The organism is Vibrio sp. Vb0349, from assembly GCF_033338975.1.
Genome location: NZ_JAWOTS010000006.1, coordinates 235,918 through 261,099, shown reverse-complemented (window position 1 = coordinate 261,099; position 25,182 = coordinate 235,918). Strand labels below are relative to the sequence as shown.

General features: G+C 45.2%; 19 protein-coding genes. 10 read left to right on the top strand and 9 right to left on the bottom strand.

What is annotated here, in order from left to right; genetic code table 11:
* The first annotated feature begins 187 nt into the window (after nt 1-187).
* On the top strand, nt 188-1,615 hold the full coding sequence (gene lpdA / locus R7Q47_RS10295) for a dihydrolipoyl dehydrogenase (RefSeq protein ID WP_005379993.1): 1,428 nt from the start codon (nt 188-190) through the stop codon (nt 1,613-1,615).
* A gap of 145 nt (nt 1,616-1,760) precedes the next feature.
* Here lpdA and opaR read toward each other — a convergent pair whose 3' ends face one another.
* Nucleotides 1,761-2,375, bottom strand: coding sequence for a transcriptional regulator OpaR (gene opaR, locus R7Q47_RS10290; protein ID WP_005379994.1), 615 nt, complete (start codon nt 2,373-2,375; stop codon nt 1,761-1,763).
* A 319-nt stretch (nt 2,376-2,694) separates the two neighbouring features.
* Here opaR and hpt point away from each other — a divergent pair, with 319 nt between their 5' ends.
* Nucleotides 2,695-3,225, top strand: a complete 531-nt coding sequence (gene hpt, locus R7Q47_RS10285) for a hypoxanthine phosphoribosyltransferase (RefSeq protein ID WP_005379995.1) — start codon at nt 2,695-2,697, stop codon at nt 3,223-3,225.
* Nucleotides 3,226-3,302: 77 nt separating this feature from the next.
* Here the strand turns inward: hpt and can are convergent, their stop codons facing one another.
* A complete protein-coding gene (gene can / locus R7Q47_RS10280; RefSeq protein WP_005379996.1) occupies nt 3,303-3,971 on the bottom strand; it encodes a carbonate dehydratase in 669 nt (222 codons plus the stop codon).
* A 281-nt stretch (nt 3,972-4,252) separates the two neighbouring features.
* On the opposite strand from can, the gene R7Q47_RS10275 reads away from it, so the two are divergent.
* The 4 genes from R7Q47_RS10275 (at nt 4,253) to R7Q47_RS10260 (ending at nt 8,919) form a co-directional block, all read left to right on the top strand.
* Nucleotides 4,253-5,923: a SulP family inorganic anion transporter gene (locus R7Q47_RS10275; protein WP_005379997.1), complete on the top strand. Its 1,671-nt coding sequence runs from the start codon at nt 4,253-4,255 to the stop codon at nt 5,921-5,923.
* Nucleotides 5,924-6,173: 250 nt separating this feature from the next.
* The gene (locus tag R7Q47_RS10270; RefSeq protein ID WP_005380000.1) at nt 6,174-7,091 is read left to right on the top strand and encodes an ABC transporter ATP-binding protein; all 918 of its coding nucleotides are present in this window, start codon (nt 6,174-6,176) and stop codon (nt 7,089-7,091) included.
* Nucleotides 7,092-7,862 (top strand): ABC transporter permease, encoded by a 771-nt coding sequence (locus tag R7Q47_RS10265; protein ID WP_017820398.1) that lies wholly within the window; start codon nt 7,092-7,094, stop codon nt 7,860-7,862.
* Nucleotides 7,863-7,989: 127 nt separating this feature from the next.
* Nucleotides 7,990-8,919: a Kdo(2)-lipid IV(A) acyltransferase gene (locus R7Q47_RS10260; RefSeq protein ID WP_318088959.1), complete on the top strand. Its 930-nt coding sequence runs from the start codon at nt 7,990-7,992 to the stop codon at nt 8,917-8,919.
* A gap of 53 nt (nt 8,920-8,972) precedes the next feature.
* On the opposite strand, the gene panC is transcribed toward R7Q47_RS10260, so the two are convergent.
* The 7 genes from panC to sfsA all read right to left on the bottom strand — a co-directional run bounded on the left by panC (nt 8,973) and on the right by sfsA (nt 14,919).
* Nucleotides 8,973-9,878, bottom strand: a complete 906-nt coding sequence (gene panC / locus R7Q47_RS10255) for a pantoate--beta-alanine ligase (protein WP_248486970.1) — start codon at nt 9,876-9,878, stop codon at nt 8,973-8,975.
* An 11-nt stretch (nt 9,879-9,889) separates the two neighbouring features.
* A complete protein-coding gene (gene panB, locus R7Q47_RS10250; RefSeq protein WP_005386592.1) occupies nt 9,890-10,684 on the bottom strand; it encodes a 3-methyl-2-oxobutanoate hydroxymethyltransferase in 795 nt (264 codons plus the stop codon).
* 24 nt (nt 10,685-10,708) lie between these two features.
* Nucleotides 10,709-11,194 carry a 2-amino-4-hydroxy-6-hydroxymethyldihydropteridine diphosphokinase gene (gene folK / locus R7Q47_RS10245; protein ID WP_054579080.1) on the bottom strand — a complete coding sequence of 162 codons (486 nt, stop codon included), beginning with the start codon at nt 11,192-11,194 and terminating at the stop codon, nt 10,709-10,711.
* On the bottom strand, nt 11,191-12,558 hold the full coding sequence (gene pcnB / locus R7Q47_RS10240) for a polynucleotide adenylyltransferase PcnB (protein ID WP_005386589.1): 1,368 nt from the start codon (nt 12,556-12,558) through the stop codon (nt 11,191-11,193). Before pcnB ends, folK begins: the two co-directional genes overlap by 4 nt.
* Nucleotides 12,559-12,660: 102 nt before the next feature.
* On the bottom strand, nt 12,661-13,524 hold the full coding sequence (gene gluQRS, locus R7Q47_RS10235) for a tRNA glutamyl-Q(34) synthetase GluQRS (protein ID WP_248486969.1): 864 nt from the start codon (nt 13,522-13,524) through the stop codon (nt 12,661-12,663).
* A gap of 95 nt (nt 13,525-13,619) precedes the next feature.
* The gene (gene dksA, locus R7Q47_RS10230) at nt 13,620-14,066 is read right to left on the bottom strand and encodes an RNA polymerase-binding protein DksA (RefSeq protein ID WP_005386584.1); all 447 of its coding nucleotides are present in this window, start codon (nt 14,064-14,066) and stop codon (nt 13,620-13,622) included.
* Nucleotides 14,067-14,202: 136 nt separating this feature from the next.
* Nucleotides 14,203-14,919: a DNA/RNA nuclease SfsA gene (gene sfsA / locus R7Q47_RS10225; protein WP_222712304.1), complete on the bottom strand. Its 717-nt coding sequence runs from the start codon at nt 14,917-14,919 to the stop codon at nt 14,203-14,205.
* A gap of 66 nt (nt 14,920-14,985) precedes the next feature.
* On the opposite strand from sfsA, the gene hrpB reads away from it, so the two are divergent.
* The 4 genes from hrpB (at nt 14,986) to acnB (ending at nt 25,137) form a co-directional block, all read left to right on the top strand.
* Nucleotides 14,986-17,454, top strand: coding sequence for an ATP-dependent helicase HrpB (gene hrpB, locus R7Q47_RS10220; protein WP_248486967.1), 2,469 nt, complete (start codon nt 14,986-14,988; stop codon nt 17,452-17,454).
* Entirely contained in the window at nt 17,447-19,819 is a 2,373-nt protein-coding gene (gene mrcB, locus R7Q47_RS10215) for a penicillin-binding protein 1B (RefSeq protein WP_017820402.1), read from the top strand. Before hrpB ends, mrcB begins: the two co-directional genes overlap by 8 nt.
* A 122-nt stretch (nt 19,820-19,941) precedes the next feature.
* Nucleotides 19,942-22,272 carry a patatin-like phospholipase family protein gene (locus R7Q47_RS10210; RefSeq protein WP_047102650.1) on the top strand — a complete coding sequence of 777 codons (2,331 nt, stop codon included), beginning with the start codon at nt 19,942-19,944 and terminating at the stop codon, nt 22,270-22,272.
* A gap of 267 nt (nt 22,273-22,539) precedes the next feature.
* Nucleotides 22,540-25,137 (top strand): bifunctional aconitate hydratase 2/2-methylisocitrate dehydratase, encoded by a 2,598-nt coding sequence (acnB, locus tag R7Q47_RS10205; protein ID WP_318088956.1) that lies wholly within the window; start codon nt 22,540-22,542, stop codon nt 25,135-25,137.
* Nucleotides 25,138-25,182 lie beyond the last annotated feature (45 nt).

Here is a 25,182-nt window from a genome sequence, read left to right as displayed (position 1 = left end):
TTCGTTCAGGGTTTTCACAATCGAATTGTTGTCTAGCTCACAGGCTAAATTGATTTACTTTTCACACCATTAACATCTCTGTAAACTGTTAGCGGTCTGAAAATAACTGTTTAAAACAAATCTCTCTTAAACATAAAAAATCGATACCCACTCAGCCTGTTAGGGATAATGACTACAAGAGGTCAAAATGAGCAAAGAAATTAAAGCCCAAGTTGTTGTACTTGGTTCTGGTCCTGCTGGTTACTCCGCTGCATTCCGTTGTGCGGACTTAGGTCTTGAAACTGTACTAGTTGAACGTTACAGCACGCTTGGCGGTGTATGTCTGAACGTGGGTTGTATCCCATCTAAAGCACTGCTTCACGTTTCTAAAGTAATTGAAGAAGCGAAAGCGATGGCTGACCACGGCGTTGTGTTCGGTGAGCCTCAAACAGACATCAGCAAAATCCGCATCTGGAAAGAAAAAGTTGTTAACCAACTAACTGGCGGCCTAAGCGGTATGGCTAAGATGCGTAACGTAACAGTAGTTAACGGTTACGGTAAGTTCACTGGCCCTAACTCTATCCTTGTAGAAGGCGAAGGTGAGCCAACAGTTGTTAACTTTGACAACGCAATCGTTGCGGCTGGTTCTCGTCCAATCAAACTGCCATTTATCCCGCATGAAGACCCACGTATTTGGGACTCTACTGACGCTCTTGAACTAAAAGAAGTGCCAGAAAAACTGCTTATCATGGGCGGTGGTATCATCGGTCTAGAAATGGGTACGGTTTACCACTCTCTAGGTTCTAAAGTTGAAGTTGTTGAAATGTTTGACCAGGTAATTCCTGCAGCAGACAAAGATATCGTGAAAGTATTTACTAAGCGTATCAAAGACAAGTTCAAGCTAATGCTAGAAACGAAAGTAACAGCAGTTGAAGCAAAAGAAGACGGTATCTACGTTTCAATGGAAGGCAAGAAAGCGCCAGCTGAAGCTGAGCGTTACGATGCGGTTCTAGTTGCTATCGGTCGTGTACCAAATGGTAAGCTAATCGACGGTGAAAAAGCGGGTCTAGAAATTGACGAGCGCGGCTTCATCAACGTTGATAAGCAAATGCGTACTAACGTTCCTCACATCTTCGCGATCGGTGATATCGTTGGTCAACCAATGCTTGCTCACAAAGGTGTGCATGAAGGTCACGTAGCTGCTGAAGTTATCTCTGGTAAGAAGCACTACTTCGACCCTAAAGTTATCCCTTCAATTGCGTACACTGAGCCAGAAGTGGCTTGGGTTGGTAAGACTGAAAAAGAAGCGAAAGAAGAAGGCATCAAGTACGAAGTAGCAACATTCCCATGGGCAGCATCAGGTCGTGCAATCGCATCTGACTGTGCAGACGGTATGACTAAGCTAATCTTCGACAAAGAAACTCACCGCGTAATCGGTGGTGCTATCGTTGGTACTAACGGTGGTGAACTACTTGGTGAAATCGGCCTTGCAATTGAGATGGGCTGTGATGCAGAAGATATCGCTCTGACTATCCACGCTCACCCAACTCTACACGAGTCTGTAGGTCTAGCTGCTGAAGTATTTGAAGGTTCAATCACTGACCTGCCAAACAAAAAAGCAGTTAAGAAGAAGTAAGCTTTTTCTGACTGAATGATAGAAGCCGCTGCATTGCAGCGGTTTTTTTATGCTTGTTATATAGAAATATAAATGTGTGCTTAGCTGACAGCAGACAATAAAAAGCCCACCAAACGGTGGGCTGACATATATTACGAGCTAAGCTTTAGTGTTCACGGTTGTAAATGCAAAGCATATCTAAGTATGAATTCACTAGGTGTTTCAGCTCCGCTTCACCTTTAGCGCGGTTCGCTTGGACAAACAGTGAGTAACAAATACCGTGGAACAGGTTTGCCAAGTGTTCTGAATCGTGCTGGTCACACACCTCACCGCGTTCAATTGCTTTAATGAACATGTTTTGTACCAGCAACTGGTTAGTACGGTTAGTTGAAACAAACAATGGCCATACTTCGTCACGTGTTGAAGCACTCCACTCGAACCATACTTTTAGCCAGTGACAGTCTTGGCTGACAAGCTCGATCATCGCATTCGTAATATTGGCGATGTTTTCACGTGCATGTAAGTCTAGGTCTATGTTATCCGATAGGAAGTTTGAGAACTGACGTACGACGTGATTGAGAACTTCATCCACCAAGTCTTCGCGTGTAGGGAAGTAGTTAAAAACAGTCGCTACAGAAACTTGAGCAATTTCTGCGATATCTGCGTGACCACCACGACCGATGCCGCGGCGCGCAAATACTTCCAATGCGATTTCCATTAACTGTTGCTTACGCTTAATTGGAGAAAGCCTAGTTCTAGGTCTCTTTGCAATTGAGTCCATATCCATTTTCCTTGCCATTTGAGTTGATATTGGGGGTAACCCCCTAATTGATTATTTTAATAGTTGCTTAAAGCAGTGATGAGTGTAATGGTGCATATGCACAAGGTCAACATCTGTAGAACAATTTATATACAGTAATGTCATTATTATTGATAAATTTAGCTATGAACTTTATAAAACTAAGACCTTCTTCCAAGATTTTTTGGCAACAGGATGCGACTTTCAACCCAATGAACGTGGTGATACACTACACGCCGTAAGATTAGGTGATCGTTTGCGTGCGACTTACCTCAACCCACAAATTTAGATTGAGCACAGTATGAAACATACAATAGAAGTCATGATTTCTGAGCAAGAAGTTCAGGAGCGAGTTCGTGAATTAGGCAAACAAATTACAGAGCGTTATCAAGGTAGTGAAGATCTTGTGTTGGTAGGCTTATTGCGTGGCTCATTTGTATTTATGGCAGACTTGGCACGTGCTATCGAACTGACTCACCAAGTTGATTTTATGACTGCGTCAAGCTACGGCAATACGATGGAAAGCTCACGTGACGTTCGTATCTTGAAAGATTTGGATGATGACATCAAAGGTAAAGACATTCTGCTTGTTGAAGACATCATTGACACTGGTAACACACTAAATAAAATCCGTGAGATTCTTTCGCTACGTGAGCCGAAGTCTATCGCTATTTGTACGCTCCTAGATAAGCCATCTCGTCGTGAAGTGAATGTTCCTGTGGATTGGATTGGTTTCGAAATTCCAGATGAATTTGTCGTTGGGGTGGGCATTGATTACGCACAGAAATACCGCCACTTACCATACATCGGTAAAGTTGTACCTCAAGAATAATCATTGAGTTCAGCATTAAAAATATAAAAAAACGCCCATCTAAGATGGGCGTTTTTCGTTCAACTTTTAGATATGACTTAGCGACAAAGGAGCTTGTTGTCTGTATTTAGAATCGTCGAAAGAGCTTTCTGGTAAGACGCTTCTACGGTTTCCTTAGAGTTAGAACGAATGCCTAAGTACTCTAAGCGACCATCTTCAATTCCGTATACCACACCGTGAATTTCAACATCTTGCCCACGCTCCCAAGCGTTTTGCAGGATGGTTGAGTTACCCAAGTTGTACACTTGCTCTGCAACATTAAGCTCGCCTAGTTTATCCGCTCGATCTTGTTGCGGCATTTGATCTAGGTAAGTGCGGTGTTTGAAATAGATATCTCTGATATGTAACAGCCAATTATTAATAAGACCTAGCTTAGGGTTATCAATGGCTGCGTTTACGCCACCACATCCATAGTGTCCACAGACAATGATGTGTTTAACCTTAAGAACGTCTACAGCGTACTGGACGACCGATAGACAGTTGAGATCAGTATGGATAACTTGGTTTGCAACATTCCGATGAACAAAGAGTTCACCTGAGTATAGCCCGGTTAGTCGCTCGGCAGGAACGCGGCTATCAGAGCAGCCAATCCAAAGAAAATCAGGCTTTTGCCCCTCAGCGAGTTTTGCGAAGTATTCAGGTCGATCAGATTTGATCTCTTGAGACCATTTCGAATTGTTTTCAAATAACTGTTTTATTTCCGGCATTTTGCAAACTACTTCCCTTAAAAGACAAAATCGCTGCCGCTGTTTGTGTGCACATGCAAGCGATCAGTGTTGTAACTATACACAATGTTACAATTTCGATCTCGTTAAATATTCGTCAGATAGGACTCATCTGACTAGTTTTCATTAAGAAAAAAGTAAAATCTGGTGAAACTATTTGTGGTGTGAATTTAGCCTTAATCTATTTATGGTTTAAATTTTCGCCTAGCTCGTTAAAGTAGTGATATTTTACTTTTTAAAATTGAATGCAGGGAAAATCAGCAGTGTTCGGTAGTCGTTTTGAAGATATCAATTTCAAAGGGGATGTATTTGGCGGGGTAACCACGGCGATTATCTCTCTCCCTCTGGCGTTAGCGTTTGGTGTTGCATCCGGAGCCGGGGCTGAGGCCGGCCTTTGGGGGGCAATAATGGTCGGTTTGTTTGCCTCGTTATTTGGTGGTTCTAATACGTTAATATCAGAACCGACAGGGCCAATGACGGTAATCATGACCGCAGTATTAACCAGTATGATGGCGAAATACCCAGAAACGGGCATGGCTATGACTTTCACGGTTGTCATGATGGCTGGCGCGTTCCAAATCCTATTGGGGACATTAAAACTGGGTAAATATGTTACCTTGATGCCTTACAGCGTTATTTCCGGGTTTATGTCTGGCATTGGTGTGATTCTTATCATTCTGCAGTTATCGCCTTTGATGGGACATGCTGCGCCTTCAGGGGGAGTACTCGGAACGTTATCTGCTTTGCCGGAGACCATTTCTAACCTTAAGTTCAGTGAGTTGTTTTTGGGACTACTGACTTTGGGGATTCTTTTTTTCTTCCCTAAGCAATATCGTAAATACGTTCCTGCACAGCTCGTGGCATTGGTCGCGGTGACTTTATTGTCTGTGATTCTCTTTGATACAGAAGATATTCGTCGTATCGGTGAAATTCCTGCTGGGTTACCTTCTCTCGTCGCCCCTTATATTGACACAGATATGTTTGTCGAGATGGTCATTGATGCATTAGTGCTCGGCACATTAGGTTGTATTGATACTTTGTTAACGGCGGTTATCGGTGACTCATTAACTCGTAAAGAACACGACTCAGATAAAGAGCTGCGAGGTCAAGGGTTAGCTAACATGATCTCAGGCTTGTTTGGTGCGCTGCCGGGGGCGGGAGCTACTATGGGGACGGTAACGAATATCCAAGTAGGGGCTCGCTCGCCATTATCTGGTGTGATTCGCGCACTAATGTTGGCGTTGGTTGTACTGGTTGCTGGTGGGTTAACAGAGCCAATCCCGATGGCTGTGTTAGCAGGCATTGCGGTGTATGTTGGCTTTAACATCCTAGACTGGAGCTTTATTCAGAGGGCACATAAGGTAAGCTTTTCCGGAATGGCGGTGATGTATGGCGTTATGTTGCTTACAGTATTCGTTGATCTTATCGTTGCGGTGGGTTTAGGCGTCTTTATCTCGAACATTATCATCATCGAGCGTTTGAGCCGAGAGCAGGCGCGACAAGTAAAAGCGATCAGCGACGCGGATGAAGATGATGTGCCGCTGACTGACAGCGAGCGTGGTTTGTTGGATCGTGCGAATGGAAAAGTGCTGTTCTTTTATCTTTCCGGTCCGATGATCTTTAGTGTTTCTAAAGCCATTTCACGTCAGCACTCTAGTATTTCGGACTATGACGTGATGATTCTCGATCTTACGGATGTACCAATGATTGATGTGACCGTCGGTTTGGCGTTAGAGAATGCGATTAAGGATGCTCTCGATGCCAATTGTGCCGTGTATTTATTATGCCCGAATGAGCGAACACGAGAACAGCTAGAGAAATTCCATGTGATTGACCTTGTGCCTGATGAAAATATGTACCAATTCCGTTATGAAGCATTGAATGCGGCGGTGGCACATGTTGAGGCAGACCAGTATCAGCGCATAACGGCGTAATCATTCTGACAGTTAAAAACGCAACAGTGTCCTGTTGCGTTTTTTTATGCTCTATTTTGTCTTACTCAGAGATAACCTTTACGAGGTAAGGGTTATATTTCCAATATTATCGAAAGGTTTATTTGTAATCATCGTTATTCAACGATAAACTGATGGACCTCCAATACGATACCCAAGGCGATTTTGTAGTAAACCGCTGCTAAATATGAGTCGGTATTAGTAATCACAAACAAACGGCAATCAAGACCTTATGTACGCATTAGAAATTGAACAACTGCGCAAGACGTATGCAGGTGGCTTTGAGGCGTTAAAAGGTATAAGTCTCCAAGTGAAAAAGGGTGACTTCTACGCGCTTCTGGGTCCCAATGGTGCAGGAAAATCGACCACGATTGGCATCATTTCCTCCTTAGTGAATAAAACCTCCGGAACGACGAAAGTTTTCGGTTATGACATTGATACCGACCTCGAATTGGCCAAGCAGAATTTAGGCTTGGTGCCACAAGAGTTCAACTTCAACCAGTTTGAAACCGTTGAGCAAATTGTGATGCAGCAAGCTGGCTATTACGGTGTGTCTAAAGTATTAGCCAAAGAAAGAGCAGAAAAATACCTGAAAAAATTGGATTTATGGGAAAAACGCCAAGAGCGTGCTCGTAACCTATCCGGTGGGATGAAGCGTCGTTTAATGATCGCAAGAGCTTTGATGCACGAGCCGCAGTTACTCATTTTAGATGAACCAACGGCTGGAGTGGATATTGAACTACGCCGCTCAATGTGGGGGTTTCTGAAAGAGATCAACCAAGAGCAAGGAATTACGATTATTTTAACGACACACTACCTAGAAGAAGCGGAGATGCTGTGTCGAAATATCGGCATTATTAATCGTGGTGAGCTGATTGAAAATACCACCATGAAGGCGTTACTAGGTAAGCTAAGCGTCGAGACATTTATCTTGGATATTGAGTCAGAAGTCGAGGTGCCTGAGCTTGAAGGTGTTAATCGACAAAGTATTGTTGATGGCTCTTTAGAGATAGAACTAGATAAGAGCCAAGGATTGAATTCGGTATTCAGTCAGTTAACAGAGCATGGCATTAAAGTTCTCTCAATGCGTAACAAAGCCAACCGACTTGAAGAGTTGTTTGTCAGCATTGTAAGAGAGGGGAGTAATTAAATGTACGGTTTATATTGGACGGCATTTCGCAGCTTGCTGAGCAAAGAAGTCACTCGTTTTACACGTATTTGGGTGCAAACCTTAGTGCCGCCAGCCATTACGATGACGTTGTACTTCATCATTTTCGGTAATCTTATTGGCTCTCGAATTGGTGAGATGAGCGGCTTTAGTTACATGGAGTACATTGTTCCAGGTTTGATCATGATGTCGGTGATCACCAACTCATACTCGAATGTTGCGTCTTCATTCTTTAGTGCAAAGCTACAGAAGAACATTGAAGAACTGCTGGTGGCACCGGTACCAAACTATGTGATTATTGCTGGCTACGTGATGGGCGGCGTGACTCGAGGTTTGTTGGTCGGTGCAATTGTTACTTGTGTGTCACTTTTGTTCGTTGATTTGCAAGTGAAGCACTGGGGCATTATTGTCGCGACTGTCTTCATGACGTCGGTTGTATTTGCTCTCGGTGGCTTGATCAATGCGGTTTACGCAAAAACGTTTGACGATATTTCGATCATCCCTACGTTTGTATTGACTCCTTTAACTTACTTGGGAGGAGTCTTTTATTCGATCAGTCTGCTGCCTGAATTTTGGCAAGGCGTTTCTAAGATCAACCCAATTGTCTACATGGTGAATGCGTTCCGCTACGGCTTTTTAGGTGTCTCGGATGTGGGCATTGTCACGTCATTTAGTGTACTTGCAGTGTTTGTTGTTGCACTGTATGCCATTGCGCATTATCTAGTAACCAAAGGGATTGGGCTAAGAAGCTAAGCCATTCTCATAAAGCAAAGAGCGGCGATTCACGCTGCTCTTTCGCGTGCATAACAATACATACCCATACAATTTTTCGGTTTTTATCATGGTAGGTTTCAATCATTTGTAATAAATGAGTGATCCTATGAATATTGTCCCACCGCCGCCTTTCTCCTATCAGTTACTTAAGCCCAAATATTGGTCTGTATGGTTGGCATTTGGAGCTTTAGCGATTCTTGTTAATGTACTGCCATACGTAGTATTACGAATCTTAGGTAGAATCATCGGCTGTGTTGCGATGCATGTAATGAAGCGCCGACACAAGATCGCTCTACGTAATCTCCAGCTGTGTTTCCCTGATTTTACGGATTGGCAATGTAAGGACGTAGTACGAAAAAACTTTCAATATACTGGAATGGCGATCATCGAAACCGGTATCGCCTGGTTTTGGCCAGATTGGCGGATACGTCGGATAACCTCTATTGTTGGAAAAGATCGTTTACTCGCTGAGGAAAAGAATGGACGTGGTGTGTTGGTGGTGTGCAGTCACCATTTAAACTTGGAGATAACCGCTCGTATTTTTAGCCAGTTTGCCCAAGGTTATGGCGTTTATCGCTCAAATTCGAATCCAGCTTATGAGTTTATTCAACATCGAGGTCGAACTCGTTTTGGACATCAAATGATTGATCGAAAAGACGTGAAATCAATGCTCAAAGTTCTGAAAAATGGTCATCGACTTTGGTATTTGCCCGACCATGATTATGGCGTTAGCCATTCTGTTTTTGCGCCGTTTTTTGCTGTTGAACAAGCGGCGAGTACCGTCGGGTCTAGTGTTCTCATTGATGCAACAAAGTGCGCGGTTATATCTGGCGTTACAGTGAGTAAAAATCACCATTACACGCTGTACATTGGAAAAGACATTAGCGAGCGTTTCGAGAGACGTAATGCGGTTAAAGCGGCAAGCATCTTGAACCAAGAGCTTGAGAAAATGATAAAACGTGATATTCCAGCGTGGATGTGGCTGCACAAGCGGTTTAAAACTCGCCCTGAAGGGTTAGATTGCGTCTATACGTAGAGTATAAAAAAGGTCGACTAAGAGTCGACCTTTTTACTTTTATGACTCAGAGCTTACTCTGCGCTCTCTGAGTTTGTATTGTTAGATTCAGCTTCTTCCTTCGCTTCGACAATCATATCTACCGTTTGGTTATCGATAAGACGAGCCTTGCCTAGGAACGCAGACATCAGAATGACAGCTTGTGTCGTTTCTGGTGTGATCACTTGTAATGTACGAGCATCACGAATGAAGATCTCATCAGGGTGCAGACCTGCAGCTCGAAGTTGGTCGCTTGCATCTTCGATGATCGATGTGTAGTCATCGCGGCCACCGCGAATGGCACTACTGATCCAACGCATTGTACGAGCAAGTACAGGCGCACGTTGACGCTCGTCCAGCGTAAGCAAGCCATTGCGTGAACTCATTGCTAAACCGTCCATTTCACGTACGGTTGGTACACCGATGATTTCAATGTCCATTGCTAGGTCATCAACCATCTTGCGGATAACAGCAAGTTGTTGGAAGTCCTTCTCGCCGAAGCACGCGACATCCGGTTGTACGATGTTAAACAGCTTATTCACAATCGTCGTCACGCCACGGAAATGACCTGGTCGAGATGCGCCTTCGAGAATTGTTGATAGGCCAGGGACATCGACGAAGGTTTGTTTATCCAGACCTTCTGGGTAGATAACTTCTGGTGTTGGCGTAAATACCACATCGACCCCTTCAGAGGTTAACTTGCTTAAGTCTTCCTCTAGCGTGCGTGGGTAATTATTTAAATCGTCTGCACGATCAAACTGCATCGGATTAACAAAGATGCTTACGACAACGATATCAGCGTATTCGCGTGCTTTACGCACTAAGGTTAAGTGGCCTTCGTGAAGGTTGCCCATGGTAGGGACAAACGCCACTTTACGACCTTCACGTTTAAAGGTTTTAAGGTGTTCACGAACTGCTGAGATTTCCGCAAAAGTTTGCATGCATTTATCCTCTAGGCAATGGTATGAGCGTCGTCTGGGAATACACCGTTGGCTACATCTTCAATGTATTTAGTAACGGCTTTGCGCATATCACCTGTTTCAGCAAGAAAGTTTTTGGAGAATTTCGGCATGTAGTTGGCAGAAATACCAAACATATCATGCATTACGAGAATTTGACCATCTGTTACGTTACCAGCACCAATACCGATAACAGGAACGTCAAGCACTTGCGTAATACGTTCAGCAAGCTCAGCTGGTACGCATTCTAGTAAGACGATTTGAGCGCCTGCTTCTTGCAGCGCTAATGCGTCTTTTACCATGCGGTCTGCTTTTTCTTGATCGCGACCTTGGATTTTGTAACCACCAAAAATATTAACAGCTTGAGGAGTTAAACCAAGATGAGCACAAACTGGAACTGATCGTTCAGTGAGCATTTTCACCGTGTCGACAAGCCAGTCACCACCTTCAATTTTTACCATATTGGCACCAGCACGCATCAGTTTAGCCGCATTTTCGCAAGCTTGCTCTGGCGTGGTGTAGCTCATGAATGGCATGTCTGCCATCAACAAACAATTTGGGCTACCAGCGCGTACGCAACGAGTATGGTAAGCGATATCATCGACCGTTACTGGCAGAGTATCGTTGTGACCTTGCAAAACCATCCCTAGAGAATCACCAACAAGAAGTACTGGCATTTCTTGGCTTTCAAACAGTTGGGCAAAGCTCGCATCATAAGCGGTTGAAGTAGCAAATTTACGACCTTCTTGCTTCCACTTGATTAGGTCGTTGATGGTCATTTTTTTCATGGTTTTATCCTTACTAGGAGTTGGCTATGACTGCCAGATACTGAGGCCGTTTCTATCTACTTGTTCCAGTAGTTTAGAGACCTCGGTCCCATCAGGGAGTTGTAAACTTGGTGCAATTTCCGCGAGAGGGTAGAGTACGAATTCACGCTCTTTCATTCCATAATGAGGAACGATCAGCCTCTCGGAATTAATCACCTCATTGCCATAAAGCACAATGTCGAGGTCCAAGGTTCTTGGTCCCCAGCGTTCGTCTTTACGGACACGCCCTTGTTCTTGCTCTATAGCTTGTGTGCAATTGAGCAATTCAATAGGCGTCAAACTGGTGTTAATAGACACAACCGCATTGATGTAATCCGGTTGGTTTTGTGGCCCCATTGGCGTGCTGCTGTATAGCGAAGAAGCTTGAACAAACTCTGATTTAGGCAGCGTTTTTAATGCTTCAATCGCTTGCTTCGCTTGGCTGATAGGATCAGCCAAGTTACTGCCTACCGCAATGTACGCTGTAATCATGATTTGGGCTTACTCTTTTTCTTGCGATAAGTTTTACGGCGGCGCTGGCCTGTTTTCGGTGATTGACCGTCTAAGTCGGCAGCCATTGCTTGACGCATTTCTCGGCCTGCATTTTGAAAAGTTTCCCACCACTTGGCAAGCTTCTGAGTGTCACCACCTTCAATTTCACCGCGCATTTCAAGAAAATCAAAGCCAGCTCTAAATTTATTGAGCTCCATAAGACGGAATGCGCGTTTACCGTTACGTCGTGGAAGACGAAGCTGTAACTGCCAAATCTCGCGAATGGTTGCGGTGTGGCGTCTTGGAATGGCAATTGTGCGAACTTGCTCGTCAAGAATGATGTTGCTCGCTTCCATAATGGCGTCGTAATGGCCTAAGTTGCGCTCTTCCATCAGTTCATCGGCTTTCGCACACAGTGGGTACCACAGCATTGCAGCAAACATAAATGCTGGATTGATGCGTTTCCCATCTTCGATGCGCATGTCGGTAGAATCTAGGACAAGATCCAACATCTGCTCAGTGTGAGAGGAGTAATCTTCTGTAAAGTGCGCTGCAATCGTCGGGAAGAGTTGCTGGAATAGGTTGTACTCACGCAGTAGGTGGTAGGTTTCTAAGCCATGACCGGATTGCAATAATTTGAGTGACTCTTCAAAAAGACGCGCTGACGGAATGTCACCGAGCAACGGTGCCATGTGTTCGATTGGCGCTGCGGTGTCTTCTTCAATATCAAAGTCTAGTTTTACCGCGAAACGAACCGCACGCAGCATGCGCACAGGGTCTTCACGGTAGCGTGTTTCTGGATCACCAATCAGTCGAATTAGGCGATCTTCTAAATCTTCAATACCACGTGCGTAGTCGTGAATCGAGTAATCTGCGATGTTGTAGTACATCGAGTTAATCGTGAAATCACGGCGCTCAGCATCTTCATCGATGGTGCCGTAGACGTTGTCACGCAGCAGCATACCCTCTTTTGATTGCTGAGAAATGCTCTTATTCTTTTGCTCTTGGTGGTGACCACGGAATGTCGCAACCTCAATGATGTCTCGGCCAAACATAATATGAGCCAAGCGGAAGCGGCGACCAATCAAACGGCAGTTACGAAATAGCTGTTTGATCTGTTCCGGCGTTGCGTTGGTCGCAATGTCAAAATCTTTTGGTTTTTGTCCAAGCAGTAAGTCTCGAACCCCGCCACCCACAAGAAAAGCATCGAAACCAGCACCATTTAGGCGGTACAGTACCTTCAGCGCATTATCACTGATCTGCTTACGCGAAATGTTGTGCTCTTCACGAGTTATTACATTGAGAGCGAGCTCTGGAATTGTGGCAGGTTCGCTTGGTGTATAGTCGTTTGTATTCATGTGCATCTGGCAATAACTGGGTTTAATCCAATCTTGCTTTGGTTAGTTTTATACGCCTCTAGGGCCTAATTTGCGGCTAATGATAGCCTACACAATGCCATTTGAGAATCACGGTGTGATCTCGATCTCTGCTGGAAGCTGTTCCAACCGCCAGTTTTCGCAGCCCCAACGAAGAATATCTTCTATGTTGGCCGCCCTTACGGTTTCAGGTATCTCGAAACCTAAAAATGTCATGGCGCGCAATAAAGTAGGTTTTGGTGTATCTATATCAATAGCCGTCGCGTGATTTTGTTTCGACAATTTATTGCCGTTGTTGTCCATCGCCAATGGTAAATGCAAGTAGCTAACTTCTGGCTGACCAAGTATTTGGTACAGGCTAATTTGACGCCCTGTCGGCTCGATTAAGTCTGCACCTCGCACGACTTCTGTGACGCCTTGGTCGATGTCGTCCAATACTACCGCAAGATTATAAGCAAATAATCCATCTCGACGTTTAATAATGAAATCTTCATTAACGAGTTGCTCTGGAATAGTAATGGTTCCCCGCTTTTGGTCGAGGAAATAAGCGACAGGCTTGGTCATTTTTAGGCGAATCGCGCCGTCTTTCAAGTTTTTATCGCGGCAAGTGCCAGGATAAAAACCGCCATGCTCTTTAATTTGCTTACGAGTACATTGGCAATAATAGGCTTCTCCATTTTCGAGCCATTTGTTTATTTGAGCTTGGTAAAGGTCGTGACGTTCGCTCTGGTATACCACTTCTCCATCCCAATGCAGCTGATAGGCCTTGAGTGCCTCTAGGATAAGTTGCGCTGCACCTGGCATTTCTCTTGGTGGGTCTAAGTCCTCAATACGTACTAACCAAGCTCCGTTTTGTGCTTTCGCTTGAAAATAACTGCCAAGAGCGGCAATCAGTGAACCAAAATGCAGTGGACCAGAAGGAGATGGGGCGAATCGACCTACATAGCGTGTCATGCGTGTATCTCGAATTTAGTAAACAAATAGGGTGCGAAGATAGCCAAAACAAAAAGGGAGCCTGAGCTCCCTTCAACAATCATAATGCTGGGTGATTAACCTTGCATTTGCTTCTCTTTGATTTCTGCAAGTGTTTTACAGTCAATACAAAGGTCAGCGGTTGGACGTGCTTCAAGACGGCGAACGCCAATCTCTACGCCACAAGACTCACAGAAGCCAAAATCGTCTTCTTTGATTTTATCCAAAGTCTTTTCAATCTTCTTGATCAAACGGCGTTCGCGGTCACGGTTACGCAGTTCTAGGCTGAACTCTTCCTCTTGAGAGGCGCGGTCAACTGGATCTGGGAAGTTTGCTGCTTCGTCCTGCATGTGGTGAACGGTACGATCCACTTCAGCTCTTAGCTGGTCGCGCCAAGCTGTTAAGATTTTCGTAAAGTGTTCAACCTGCTCTGGTGACATGTACTCTTCACCAGGTTTTTCCTGATATGGCTCCACGCCGGCAATGGCTAGGATGCCTATCGTTTTCTTCTTTGATTCTGGCATACAGCATCTCCTACTTACACCTAGTCAACTGCTACGCAGTCAATTTAAGGCGGGTATCTATAGCAAAAAGAGGCGGTGCAAGCAAATACTGAATCGCAAAGTTATCGTCAATGTGAAGACGACATCATTTTTTCTCTTAATTGATAAAATCAATAGCGGAAATCAGCTTCATTCCAGTATCGCTCAGTTCAGCTTTGTAGCAGAGAACTTCCACTCCAGCGTCTTGTGCTTGTTTGAGTAATAGTGAATATTTCGCGTCTATATGGTGCGCCGCGGATACTTTTTCAATACCTGAATGTAAAACAGTGAATAAAAGTATGGCTCTACTTCCATTTTGTGCCATTTCTGTGAGCTCTCTCAGGTGTTTTTGTCCCCGAGTCGTGACCGCATCTGGGAAGTATCCTTGTCCAGTAGAGTCGGTCTCATCAAGAAGAGTGACGCTTTTCACTTCTATATAGCACTTTGGCTTGTCGTCTGCGCTGAGCAAGATATCAATTCGGCTATTTTCATTGCCGTATTTCACCTCAGTTTGAAGTGTGTCATAACCACAAAGCTCTGAAATGACATTATTTTCAATAGCCTCTACGGCTAATTGATTGGCGCGCACGGTATTGATACAAATACGGTGGCCTTGTTCGGTTTCACTCAACTCCCAACTATTGGGGTATTTTCGTTTCGGGTTGTCGGAAGTAGAAAACCAAACTTTGTTTCCGGGCGTTGCACAACCCGTCATTGCACCTGTATTTGCGCAGTGGATTGTACGGATTTCACCAGTATCGAGCTCGATATCGGCAAGAAAGCGTTTATAACGTTTGAGTAGAGTGGCGGACTCTAAAGCGGGTGTGAAATGCATTTGCTTATTTAGACAAAAAATTTTTTATGTACAATGTTGCCACCATTACACCATAAGGTATTTCCTTTGTCACAATTGCCGATTGAAGCCGTGATGCCTGAGTTGCTGACGGCGGTCAAAAATCAACATCAAGTGATCTTAAAAGCGGCGCCTGGTGCCGGTAAGTCGACTTACTTCCCTTTGCAGTTACTCTTAAATCATTCGGTTGCTGGAAAAATCATCATGCTTGAGCCAAGACGACTCGCGGCGCGTAACATTGCCCGTTATCTTGCTGAGCAATTGGGAGAGCAAGTAGGTCAACGCGTGGGTTATCGAGTCCGTGGTGAGGCAAAGGTAAGTTCTGCAACGCAGCTGGAGATCGTGACCGAAGGGATCATGACTCGGATGATTCAAACGGACCCTGAACTGGATGGGGTTGATCTACTGATCTTTGATGAGTTTCATGAACGCAGCATTCATGCCGATACCGCTTTGGCATTCAGTTTAGAAGTTCAAGAGGCATTGCGAGACGATCTCAAGCTGGTGGTAATGTCGGCAACGCTTGACCAACAAGCATTACAATCGTTGTTGCCAGAAGCCAGTTACATTGAATCTGAAGGGCGCAGCTTTGATGTGGCAATGCGCTACCAGCCGTTAGGTGTGAACGAGCATTTACCTACGAGTATGGCAAAAACAATAGAAAGTCTTATGAACAAAGAGTCTGGATCTTTGTTAGCTTTCCTACCGGGTGTTGGTGCCATAAAACAAGTTGAAGAGCGGTTGTCTCATTTAGCGGATGATATCGACGTATGCCCACTTTATGGTCAACTGAGCTTTGCAGATCAACAAAAAGCGATTACGCCAGCAGAACAAGGTAAGCGTAAAGTCGTTCTAGCGACCAACATTGCAGAAACTTCACTAACGATTGAAGGCATTCGCCTCGTCGTTGATTCTGGGTTAGAGCGTATTGCCCGCTTTGATTTGAAAAACGGTTTAACACGCTTAGAGCAAACACGCATTGCACAGTCTTCAGCGATTCAGCGTGCAGGACGAGCGGGACGAATAGAAGAGGGCATTTGTGTTCGTCTTTATTCTGAAAGCCAGTTCAAGCATCAACCGCTGGTTCCCCAACCCGAAATTTTGCATTCCGATTTAGCTAGTTTAGTTATGGAGCTTGCCTTTTGGGGAGCGAGTGATATCCACGATCTAAAGTGGCTTGATGTTCCAGCTAATGCGTCATTGGAACAAGCGAAGCAGCTATTGGTGTCATTGGGGCTACTGACGGAAAAAGGGCAATTAACGTCCGAAGGAAAACAGGCGCATGAACTAGGCGTTGAGCCTCGTGCGGCTACGATGCTAATTAAAGCGCAATCTTACAGTGATAAGATGTTAAATGCTGCTTTGGCGGCGGTCGCACTGATTGAAGAGCCAGAGAGAAATGTTACCAATATCGCTCATAGCTTGCATCGTTGGCTTGTTGGTACTCATCCAAAAAAGTCGATGTTGTTCAAGCGTGCTCAATCTCTAGCGTACAAATTGGATACGGTATTTGACCTGAAAGGCGTGGATGAAGATGCATTACCGCTGGTGTTAAGTTTGGCATTTCCAGATCGCATTGCGCAGCAGCGCACAAATCAATTTGGGCGATTTACTTTGGCTAATGGTCATGGTGCAGAATGTCGTCAGGAAGACATGCTAGGTGGCTGTGAGTATTTGGTTGCCGTTGACTTAATGCGTTCTCATTCTAACTCAAGTCAAATTCATTCGGCATGTGAATTGGATGTCAATATATTGCGAACGACCTTTGATACGCTATTTTCGTCTGAAGAAGTAGTGGACTGGGATGAAAAAAGAGGCCGTCTAATAGCTGAGCGACAAACAAAACTCGGTCTGCTAGTCGTTGAACGCGAGCCGTTGCCAAGCCCTGGCAAAGAAAAAATGACACAAGCTTTACTCACGTATGTCCGCCGCCAGGGCTTACAGAGTCTAAACTGGACACCGGCAGCGGAGAGCTTGTTGGCTCGGATTCGTTGTGCGGTGGAATGGTTACCTGAGCAGTCATGGCCAGTGTTTGATGAAGCCAGTTTGCTGGATTCATTAGAGGAGTGGTTAGAACCATACATGACGTCTGTCAGCTCGGTTAAAGACCTGAGCAAGATAAACTTGGTCGAAGCGCTTAATGCTCGATTAGGTTGGCCTCTCAATCAACAACTGGATGAATGGTTACCTGAGCATTACCAACTACCCACAGGTTCAAAGAAGCGTATCCGTTACCAATATGGCCACGAGCCGATATTATCGGTGCGTATGCAAGAAGTATTTGGGGAGAGTGGTTCCCCAACGGTGGCTCTTGGCCGCAAGCGTTTGGTGCTTGAACTGCTTTCACCGGCACAACGTCCATTGCAAGTAACGTCGGACTTGGCGGCTTTCTGGAACGGAAGCTACAAAGACGTTCAAAAAGAGATGAAAGGGCGCTACCCAAAACACGTTTGGCCAGATGATCCTGCCAATCATGTAGCAACAACGAAAACAAAAAGACAATTGAATAATGACTGACAGCAAGAAGCCTAGCGCGAAAAAAGCGCCAGCGAAGAAAAGTACAACCAATAAAGGAGCCGCAAAACAGACTCGACGTACGCCGAGTAAAAAGCCGACTAACGAGAAACGTTCGTGGTTGAAAGTTCTGTGGTCGTTTAGCTGGAAAGCTGGCGTTGCACTTGCCGCTGTTTTGCTGTTTGTTGGGATTTACTTAGATAGTGTGGTGAAAGAACGCTTTGAAGGCCAGCTGTTTGAGCTGCCAACGGTGGTTTATGCCCGTATCTTGAATCTAAGCCCTGGTGAGAATATCACCATCCAAGAACTGCGCAACGAGCTAGATGTGTTGAATTACCGTAAAGTGAGTCAACCTCGTTACCCAGGCGAATATTCCTCTTCTTCCACTCGGATTGAATTGATTCGTCGTCCATTCGAGTTTGCCGATGGTCCCGAGCCAGATCGTCACATTATGCTGCATTTCTCTGATTCCGGTTTGCAACGTATTCAGTCTTTAGAATCTCGAGGAGACCTTGGTTACTTGCGCCTAGAACCGAAGATGTTGGGCATGCTGGAGAAAGACCGTGATGAACAGCGCCTTTTCTTACGTCGTGATCAGTTCCCTGAAATTTTGGTGGATGCACTGCTTGCGACCGAAGACCGGGATTTTTATCAACATGACGGGGTGTCACCGCTCGCGATTGCACGTGCATTGGTTGCGAACATTAAGGCGGGTCGTACTGTTCAAGGTGGTAGTACGCTGACTCAGCAATTGGCAAAAAACCTGTTTTTGACTCGTGATAAAACACTGTGGCGTAAAGTTCGAGAAGCGTATATCGCGCTAATCTTGGATTACCGTTACAGCAAAGATCGTATCTTAGAAGCCTACCTAAACGAAGTGTACCTAGGTCAAAGTGGAGGTGAAGCGATCCACGGGTTTGGCTTGGCGTCGCGTTACTATTTTGGGCAGCCAATTCAGGAGTTGCGAATCGATCAACTGGCGATGTTAGTTGGGATGGTAAAAGGACCGTCTTACTACAACCCAATTCGTTACCCTGAGAGAACGAAAGAGCGTCGTGATCTCGTTCTGCGCCTGTTAATGCAGCAAAACATGTTGACTTCAGAGCAGTATGAACAAGCTGTAAGTCGTCCACTCGATACGCAAAGCAAGCCACGTATTGCGAGCCGTCAGCCAGCTTATTTCCAACAATTGAGCATTGAATTAAAAGAAAAAGTTGGGGAGCGATTTAAAGCAGAGACCGGACTGCGCGTATTTACGTCTCTGGACCCAGTATCGCAAAGCAAAATGGAACAAGCTATCGCGAAAAAGATCCCAGAACTAGCTAAACGGGGTGGTAAAGAGTTAGAAGCCGCAGCTGTGGCCGTTGATCGCCATAGTGGTGAAATCCGTGCGATGGTAGGTGGTAAACGTGTCGGTTATGAAGGCTTTAACCGCGCGCTCAATGCCAGTCGTCCGATTGGTTCTTTAGTGAAACCAGCGATTTACTTAACGGCTCTAGAACAACCGGATAAATACAACCTAGGCACGACGCTACACGACACGCCGTTAAGTCTGAAGAGCAGTAAAGGTAACGTGTGGACGCCGCGCAACTACGATAGAAAATATCGTGGTGATGTGCCACTTTACATTGCTTTAGCGAAATCACTTAACGTACCGACCGTGCGCTTAGGTATGGCACTTGGCATTCCTGAAGTGTCCAATACTTTAGAGCGTTTGGGCGTGAACAAAGACGAAATTCGCCCAGTGCCTTCGATGTTTTTGGGTTCGTTTTCTTTGACGCCATTCGAAGTCGCACAGATGTATCAGACTCTGACGAATTCAGGTAAGCGTGCAAAACTGACCGCTCTGCGCTCAGTCATGGATATGGAAGGTAATGTGCTGTATCAATCCTTGCCTCGTTCATCAAGAGCCGTGGATGAACAAGCAGCATGGCTAACGACCTACGCGATGAAACAAGGGGTTGCTCAAGGCACTGGCCGCTTCTTACAAAGCCAGTTTGGTTGGGCTGCATTGGCAGGAAAAACGGGTACCAGTAATGATAACCGCGATAGTTGGTTTGTCGGTGTTGATGGTCGTGAGGTGACGACAATTTGGCTAGGCCGCGACGATAATAAACCCGTGAATCTAACGGGGTCGAGTGGTGCATTACGAGTATACGCAGAGTACTTGAAGCAGCGTATTCCTGAGCGTTTAGAGCTCCCATGGCCAAGAGAAATCACCACATTAGGGTTCAAGCCTACATCTGATGGAGGTTTAGAAATGAACTGCCGTAGTGATTACAAACTGCCGGTTTGGGATAAAACCGGTCAGATAAAGCAACAGTGTGAGAAGAAATCAAACTGGTTAAATAGCATATTTGATTGGTAGCATCGCCAAATCAACAACATTAGCTTGTTTATCTGATTAATTCTTAGTACATATTAGGGCGTGTTAGTACAGTACTGCTAGCACGCCCTACTTGATCAGATATTCAATAAAGGAAGAAGTGAATGTTCAAAAAGCTGTTATCAAGCCCATCGGTTCGCAACTTTGCGCTTTGGGTTAGTACCTTTTTGATGATCACTCCTTCTGTTTCCCTCGCAAACTCTCTAACAAAAACGGATGACTTGGAACCTCGACCAAAGGTGGCGGTTGTGCTCGCTGGTGGCGGAGCGAAAGGGGCGGCACACATTGGAGTTTTAAAAGCATTGGAAGAAATGCAGATTCCTGTGGATATTGTGACCGGTACCAGTATGGGCGCCTATGTGGGTGGGCTTTATGCCACGGGGATGAGTGCTGATGAAATCGAGAGTTTTATCTACACCGTCGATTGGGGCAGCGGTTATCGAGATCGTGTTGACCGTAGCCAACGTAGAGTTCGTGACAAAGAGTATGAAGACCGCTATCAAATTAATACCGACCTCGGCTTAAGATTCGGTGAGGTACGAGCACCAACGGGTGTGGTGCAAGGCCAGAACATGTTGCGAGTATTGCGTGAGACTACAGGGAACTTAGGGCGATTCGATTCTTTTGATGATCTTGCCATTCCCTATCGTTCTGTTGCGACAGATATTCTTGCCCTAGAAGAAGTCGTACTGGGCAATGGTTACCTTGTTGATGCAATGATGGCTAGCATGTCTGTACCAGGAGCGCTTCCTCCTTATAAGCTCAATGGCCATATGCTTGTTGATGGCGGCGTCGTCAATAACATGCCTGTCGATGTGGCTCGCGCCATGGGGGCTGATGTCGTTATTGCCGTCGATATTAGCACCGATTACAAAACCGAAGATGAATTTACGGGGCTGTTTACTGTCGCGGACCAACTCTCTAACTATCTCGTTCGTCGTAGTACACAACAGCAAGTGGACGAGCTTGAACCTCAAGATATCTATATTCGTCCCAATGTGGGCACCATGGAAACCGTCGAGTTCGACAAAATGCCTTGGGCTTTTCAAGCTGGGTACGATATTACCAAGCAATTAAAAGACAAGCTGAAAGAGTTACGCTTGTCCAACGCGGACTATCAAAAATACATCGATCGCAAACAAGAAGTTCGTAAAACTTTGATTTATGGCGATCAGCGTGTGGTTGATGACATAGTGATTGTTAATAACACGCACTACAGCGATGTGTTGTTGACGAATCGTATTGAATTAGAAACCGGACGTCGTATTTCAACGGCCGAAATTGAGAAAGCCGTTGAAAACCTCTACGCGTTAGATCGGTTCGAGCTCATCACTTATCACTTTGAAGAGGTGGATGGTGAGACATTGTTGGTTTTTGATGTTAACGAGAAGTCGTGGGGGCCTAATTATCTCAACTTCCGATTTTTTCTTGAAGATGACTTCGATACAGATAGCCAGTACGGCATAGGAATATCGACCAACTTTACCAACTTGAACTCTCATGGCGCGGAGTTGGCGTTCAACGTAGAAATGGGCACGGATAAGCTGATTGAAGCTGAGTTGTATTCCCCTGTTTTATCTAGCCAAGAACTTTTTGTATCGGGGCGAATTTCCTATGGCAGTGAGAGCCGAAACTTACCTTTAACAGAGCCTCAAGCACCAGATTTAGAGTCAGTAAATGACTTTTTCCCGGTCACTTACGATGATTTTACAACAGAGTTAGCGATAGGTATCCAACCCACATTGTGGCAAGAACTTCGATTTGGCGCTCGCTACTCTACCGGAGATATTGAGCTTTCTACTTTGGCTTCTGCTGGTAAATTGGATTTTGAACGTCGTGGTCTGTTTGCCAATTATCGCCTAGATACACTTGATGATTTCGCATTTCCGACTCGTGGGCTTTTAGTCGATCTCGAATATTTAGTGTCTCATGATCAAAGTCCTCAGGGCGTTAGCCTTTTAGAAACTGACAAAATTATTGAAGATACCGTTTATGAAATCTCTGCACGATTTAAAGGTGCAGTGAGTCATCAGCGTCATACTTTAGTCGGACATGCTGAATATAGTTTTGTAGAGAGTAAAAACTCATCTTTACCGCTTGATCCCAGAGAGTTGGGCGGCTTTTTAAGCCTATCTGGAATCCCAAGAAATAGCCTGATCGGACAGAACTTATTTTTCAGCAGTTTGGTGTACCGATATAAGTGGTTTGATAATGATTTCGGATTGTTTGAAGCTCCAGTCTACCTGGGCGCATCGGTCGAATATGGCGGTGTTTGGTCTGATAATGATCTGAAACTAAACGAAGCGCCGCTTTACAATGCTGGCTCCATCTTCTTTGGTGTTGACTCACCAATAGGACCAATAATGTTGGCATACGGTCGTACCGAGCAAGATTTGGATGCTGTGTATTTGATCGTAGGAACATCGTTTAATTAATCGGGTATGAGAAAGCAAAACTTGGCATATTTGGTCAAAATTAGCAGAACTTTAGTCGTAAGTTGCTATGTTGGTCAAAATGATAAGATTTTAATTTAAGGTTAAATTTGCTATTATTTTGCCCACAGTTTGGCCTCTACGGCGCTGTTTCTCAATCATAATTGAATGAAAACAAGGGCAATGGAGAGCCAAGTTTCCAAGGATGTTCACTCCTTTACTTTAACAATAGTAATAATAGAGGAGGAACCGCAATGAGAGGAAAAAGTCGTGCTTGAAGCCTACCGTAAACACGTCGAAGAGCGTGCTGCTGAAGGAGTTGTTCCTAAACCGCTAGACGCAGAACAAGTTGCTGGACTTGTAGAACTTCTGAAAAATCCCCCACAAGGTGAAGAAGAAGTCATTCTTGACCTACTTGAAAACCGTATCCCTCCAGGTGTTGATGAAGCTGCTTATGTAAAAGCGGGTTTCCTAACAGCAGTAGCAAAAGGTGAAGTTAAATCACCATTAGTGAGTCGTGAAAAAGCGGCTGAACTGCTAGGCACTATGCAAGGTGGTTACAACATCGAACCGCTAGTTGAGCTATTGGATGATGAAGCACTGGCAGAGATCGCAGTAAAAGCGCTGTCTCATACGCTGCTAATGTTTGATGCTTTCTATGACGTAGAAGAGAAAGCAAAAGCAGGCAATGCGCATGCACAGAAAGTACTTCAATCATGGGCTGATGCTGAGTGGTTCCTTTCTAAGCCTAAGCTTGAAGAAAAAGTCACTCTAACCGTATTTAAAGTAACAGGTGAAACGAACACGGATGACCTTTCACCTGCACCTGACGCTTGGTCTCGTCCTGATATCCCAGTACACGCACTGGCGATGCTTAAAAACGAGCGTGAAGGAATAAACCCTGATCAACCGGGTACTATTGGCCCGATCAAGCAAATTGAAGAGTTAAAAGACAAAGGTCATCAATTGGTTTACGTTGGTGATGTTGTTGGTACTGGCTCTTCACGTAAATCTGCAACCAACTCAGTGCTTTGGTTTATGGGTGATGATATCCCTTACGTTCCAAACAAACGAGCTGGTGGGTATGTTCTTGGTGGCAAAATTGCCCCTATCTTCTTTAACACAATGGAAGATGCTGGCGCACTACCAATCGAAGCTGACGTAACTAAGCTCAACATGGGCGATGTTATCGATGTTTACCCATATGAAGGTAAAGTTTGCAACCACGAAACTGGTGAGGTTCTAGCTGAATTCTCGCTAAAAACAGAAGTACTGATTGATGAAGTTCGTGCTGGTGGTCGTATCCCATTGATCATCGGTCGTGGTTTGACAGACAAAGCGCGTCAATCGCTAGGTCTTGAGCCTTCGGACGTATTCCGCAAACCTGGTGAAATCGCAGATTCTGGCAAGGGTTACACGCTTGCACAGAAAATGGTTGGTAAAGCATGTGGCGTAGAAGGCATCCGTCCTGGAACCTACTGTGAGCCGAAGATGACGACAGTAGGCTCGCAAGATACTACAGGCCCTATGACTCGTGATGAACTTAAAGACTTGGCGTGTCTCGGCTTCTCTGCTGATCTTGTCATGCAGTCTTTCTGTCACACATCGGCTTATCCAAAACCAGTAGACGTTAACACTCACCATACACTTCCGGACTTTATTATGAACCGCGGTGGTGTATCTCTTCGTCCTGGTGACGGTATTATCCACTCATGGCTAAACCGTATGCTACTACCGGATACTGTCGGTACGGGTGGGGACTCACATACTCGTTTCCCTCTGGGTATTTCATTCCCAGCAGGCTCGGGCTTGGTTGCCTTTGCAGCTGCGACAGGCGTTATGCCGCTAGACATGCCAGAGTCAATCTTGGTTCGTTTTAAAGGTGAAATGCAACCGGGTATTACACTGCGTGATCTTGTTCATGCCATCCCTTACTACGCGATTCAGCAAGGCCTACTAACGGTAGAGAAAGCGGGCAAGATCAACGAATTTTCTGGCCGTATCCTTGAGATTGAAGGCTTAGAAACGCTAACGGTTGAGCAAGCATTTGAGCTTTCTGATGCATCTGCAGAGCGTTCGGCGGCAGGTTGTACTGTGAAATTGTCTCAAGAGTCGATCGAAGAGTACTTAAACTCTAACATCGTGATGCTGAAGTGGATGATCTCTGAAGGCTACGGTGATCGCCGTACTATCGAGCGCCGCATTACAGCAATGCAAGAGTGGCTAGCAAACCCTGAGCTGATGCAAGCAGATAAAGACGCTGAATACGCACATGTGATTGAAATCGATATGGCTGAAATCAATGAGCCAGTACTATGTGCACCGAATGACCCAGATGACGCTCGTTTGTTGTCTGAAGTACAAGGCACAGCGATTGATGAAGTGTTCATCGGTTCTTGTATGACGAACATCGGTCACTTCCGCGCAGCAGGTAAATTGCTTGATAAGTTCAATGGCCAGTTAGCAACGCGCCTTTGGGTAGCGCCACCAACAAAGATGGATAAAGACCAACTGATTGAAGAAGGCTACTACGGTATCTTCGGACGTGCAGGGGTGCGTATTGAAACGCCAGGGTGTTCACTTTGTATGGGTAACCAAGCGCGTGTTGCAGATAAATCAACAGTAATGTCGACTTCAACGCGTAACTTCCCGAACCGTCTGGGTACTGGTGCGAATGTTTACCTATCGTCAGCTGAGCTAGCTGCAGTAGGTGCAATCCTAGGTAAAATTCCAACCAAAGAAGAATACCTAGAATACGCGAAGCAAATCGACGCTACGGCAACGGATACGTACCGCTACTTGAACTTCCATAAAATGGATCAATACACCAAGAAAGCGGACGAAGTGATCTTCCAAGAACCGGCATAATCAGAAATGCACAATTCAAAAGCACCTCACATGAGGTGCTTTTTT

Bases quoted from the DNA above. Each gene is read 5' to 3' on its own strand.
- lpdA (WP_005379993.1), top strand. From the start codon at position 188: ATGAGCAAAGAAATTAAAGCCCAAGTTGTTGTACTTGGTTCTGGTCCT.
- opaR (WP_005379994.1), bottom strand. From the start codon at position 2,375: ATGGACTCAATTGCAAAGAGACCTAGAACTAGGCTTTCTCCAATTAAG.
- hpt (WP_005379995.1), top strand. From the start codon at position 2,695: ATGAAACATACAATAGAAGTCATGATTTCTGAGCAAGAAGTTCAGGAG.
- can (WP_005379996.1), bottom strand. From the start codon at position 3,971: ATGCCGGAAATAAAACAGTTATTTGAAAACAATTCGAAATGGTCTCAA.
- R7Q47_RS10270 (WP_005380000.1), top strand. From the start codon at position 6,174: ATGTACGCATTAGAAATTGAACAACTGCGCAAGACGTATGCAGGTGGC.
- R7Q47_RS10265 (WP_017820398.1), top strand. From the start codon at position 7,092: ATGTACGGTTTATATTGGACGGCATTTCGCAGCTTGCTGAGCAAAGAA.
- R7Q47_RS10260 (WP_318088959.1), top strand. From the start codon at position 7,990: ATGAATATTGTCCCACCGCCGCCTTTCTCCTATCAGTTACTTAAGCCC.
- panC (WP_248486970.1), bottom strand. From the start codon at position 9,878: ATGCAAACTTTTGCGGAAATCTCAGCAGTTCGTGAACACCTTAAAACC.
- panB (WP_005386592.1), bottom strand. From the start codon at position 10,684: ATGAAAAAAATGACCATCAACGACCTAATCAAGTGGAAGCAAGAAGGT.
- folK (WP_054579080.1), bottom strand. From the start codon at position 11,194: ATGATTACAGCGTACATTGCGGTAGGCAGTAACTTGGCTGATCCTATC.
- pcnB (WP_005386589.1), bottom strand. From the start codon at position 12,558: ATGCACATGAATACAAACGACTATACACCAAGCGAACCTGCCACAATT.
- gluQRS (WP_248486969.1), bottom strand. From the start codon at position 13,524: ATGACACGCTATGTAGGTCGATTCGCCCCATCTCCTTCTGGTCCACTG.
- dksA (WP_005386584.1), bottom strand. From the start codon at position 14,066: ATGCCAGAATCAAAGAAGAAAACGATAGGCATCCTAGCCATTGCCGGC.
- sfsA (WP_222712304.1), bottom strand. From the start codon at position 14,919: ATGCATTTCACACCCGCTTTAGAGTCCGCCACTCTACTCAAACGTTAT.
- mrcB (WP_017820402.1), top strand. From the start codon at position 17,447: ATGACTGACAGCAAGAAGCCTAGCGCGAAAAAAGCGCCAGCGAAGAAA.
- R7Q47_RS10210 (WP_047102650.1), top strand. From the start codon at position 19,942: ATGTTCAAAAAGCTGTTATCAAGCCCATCGGTTCGCAACTTTGCGCTT.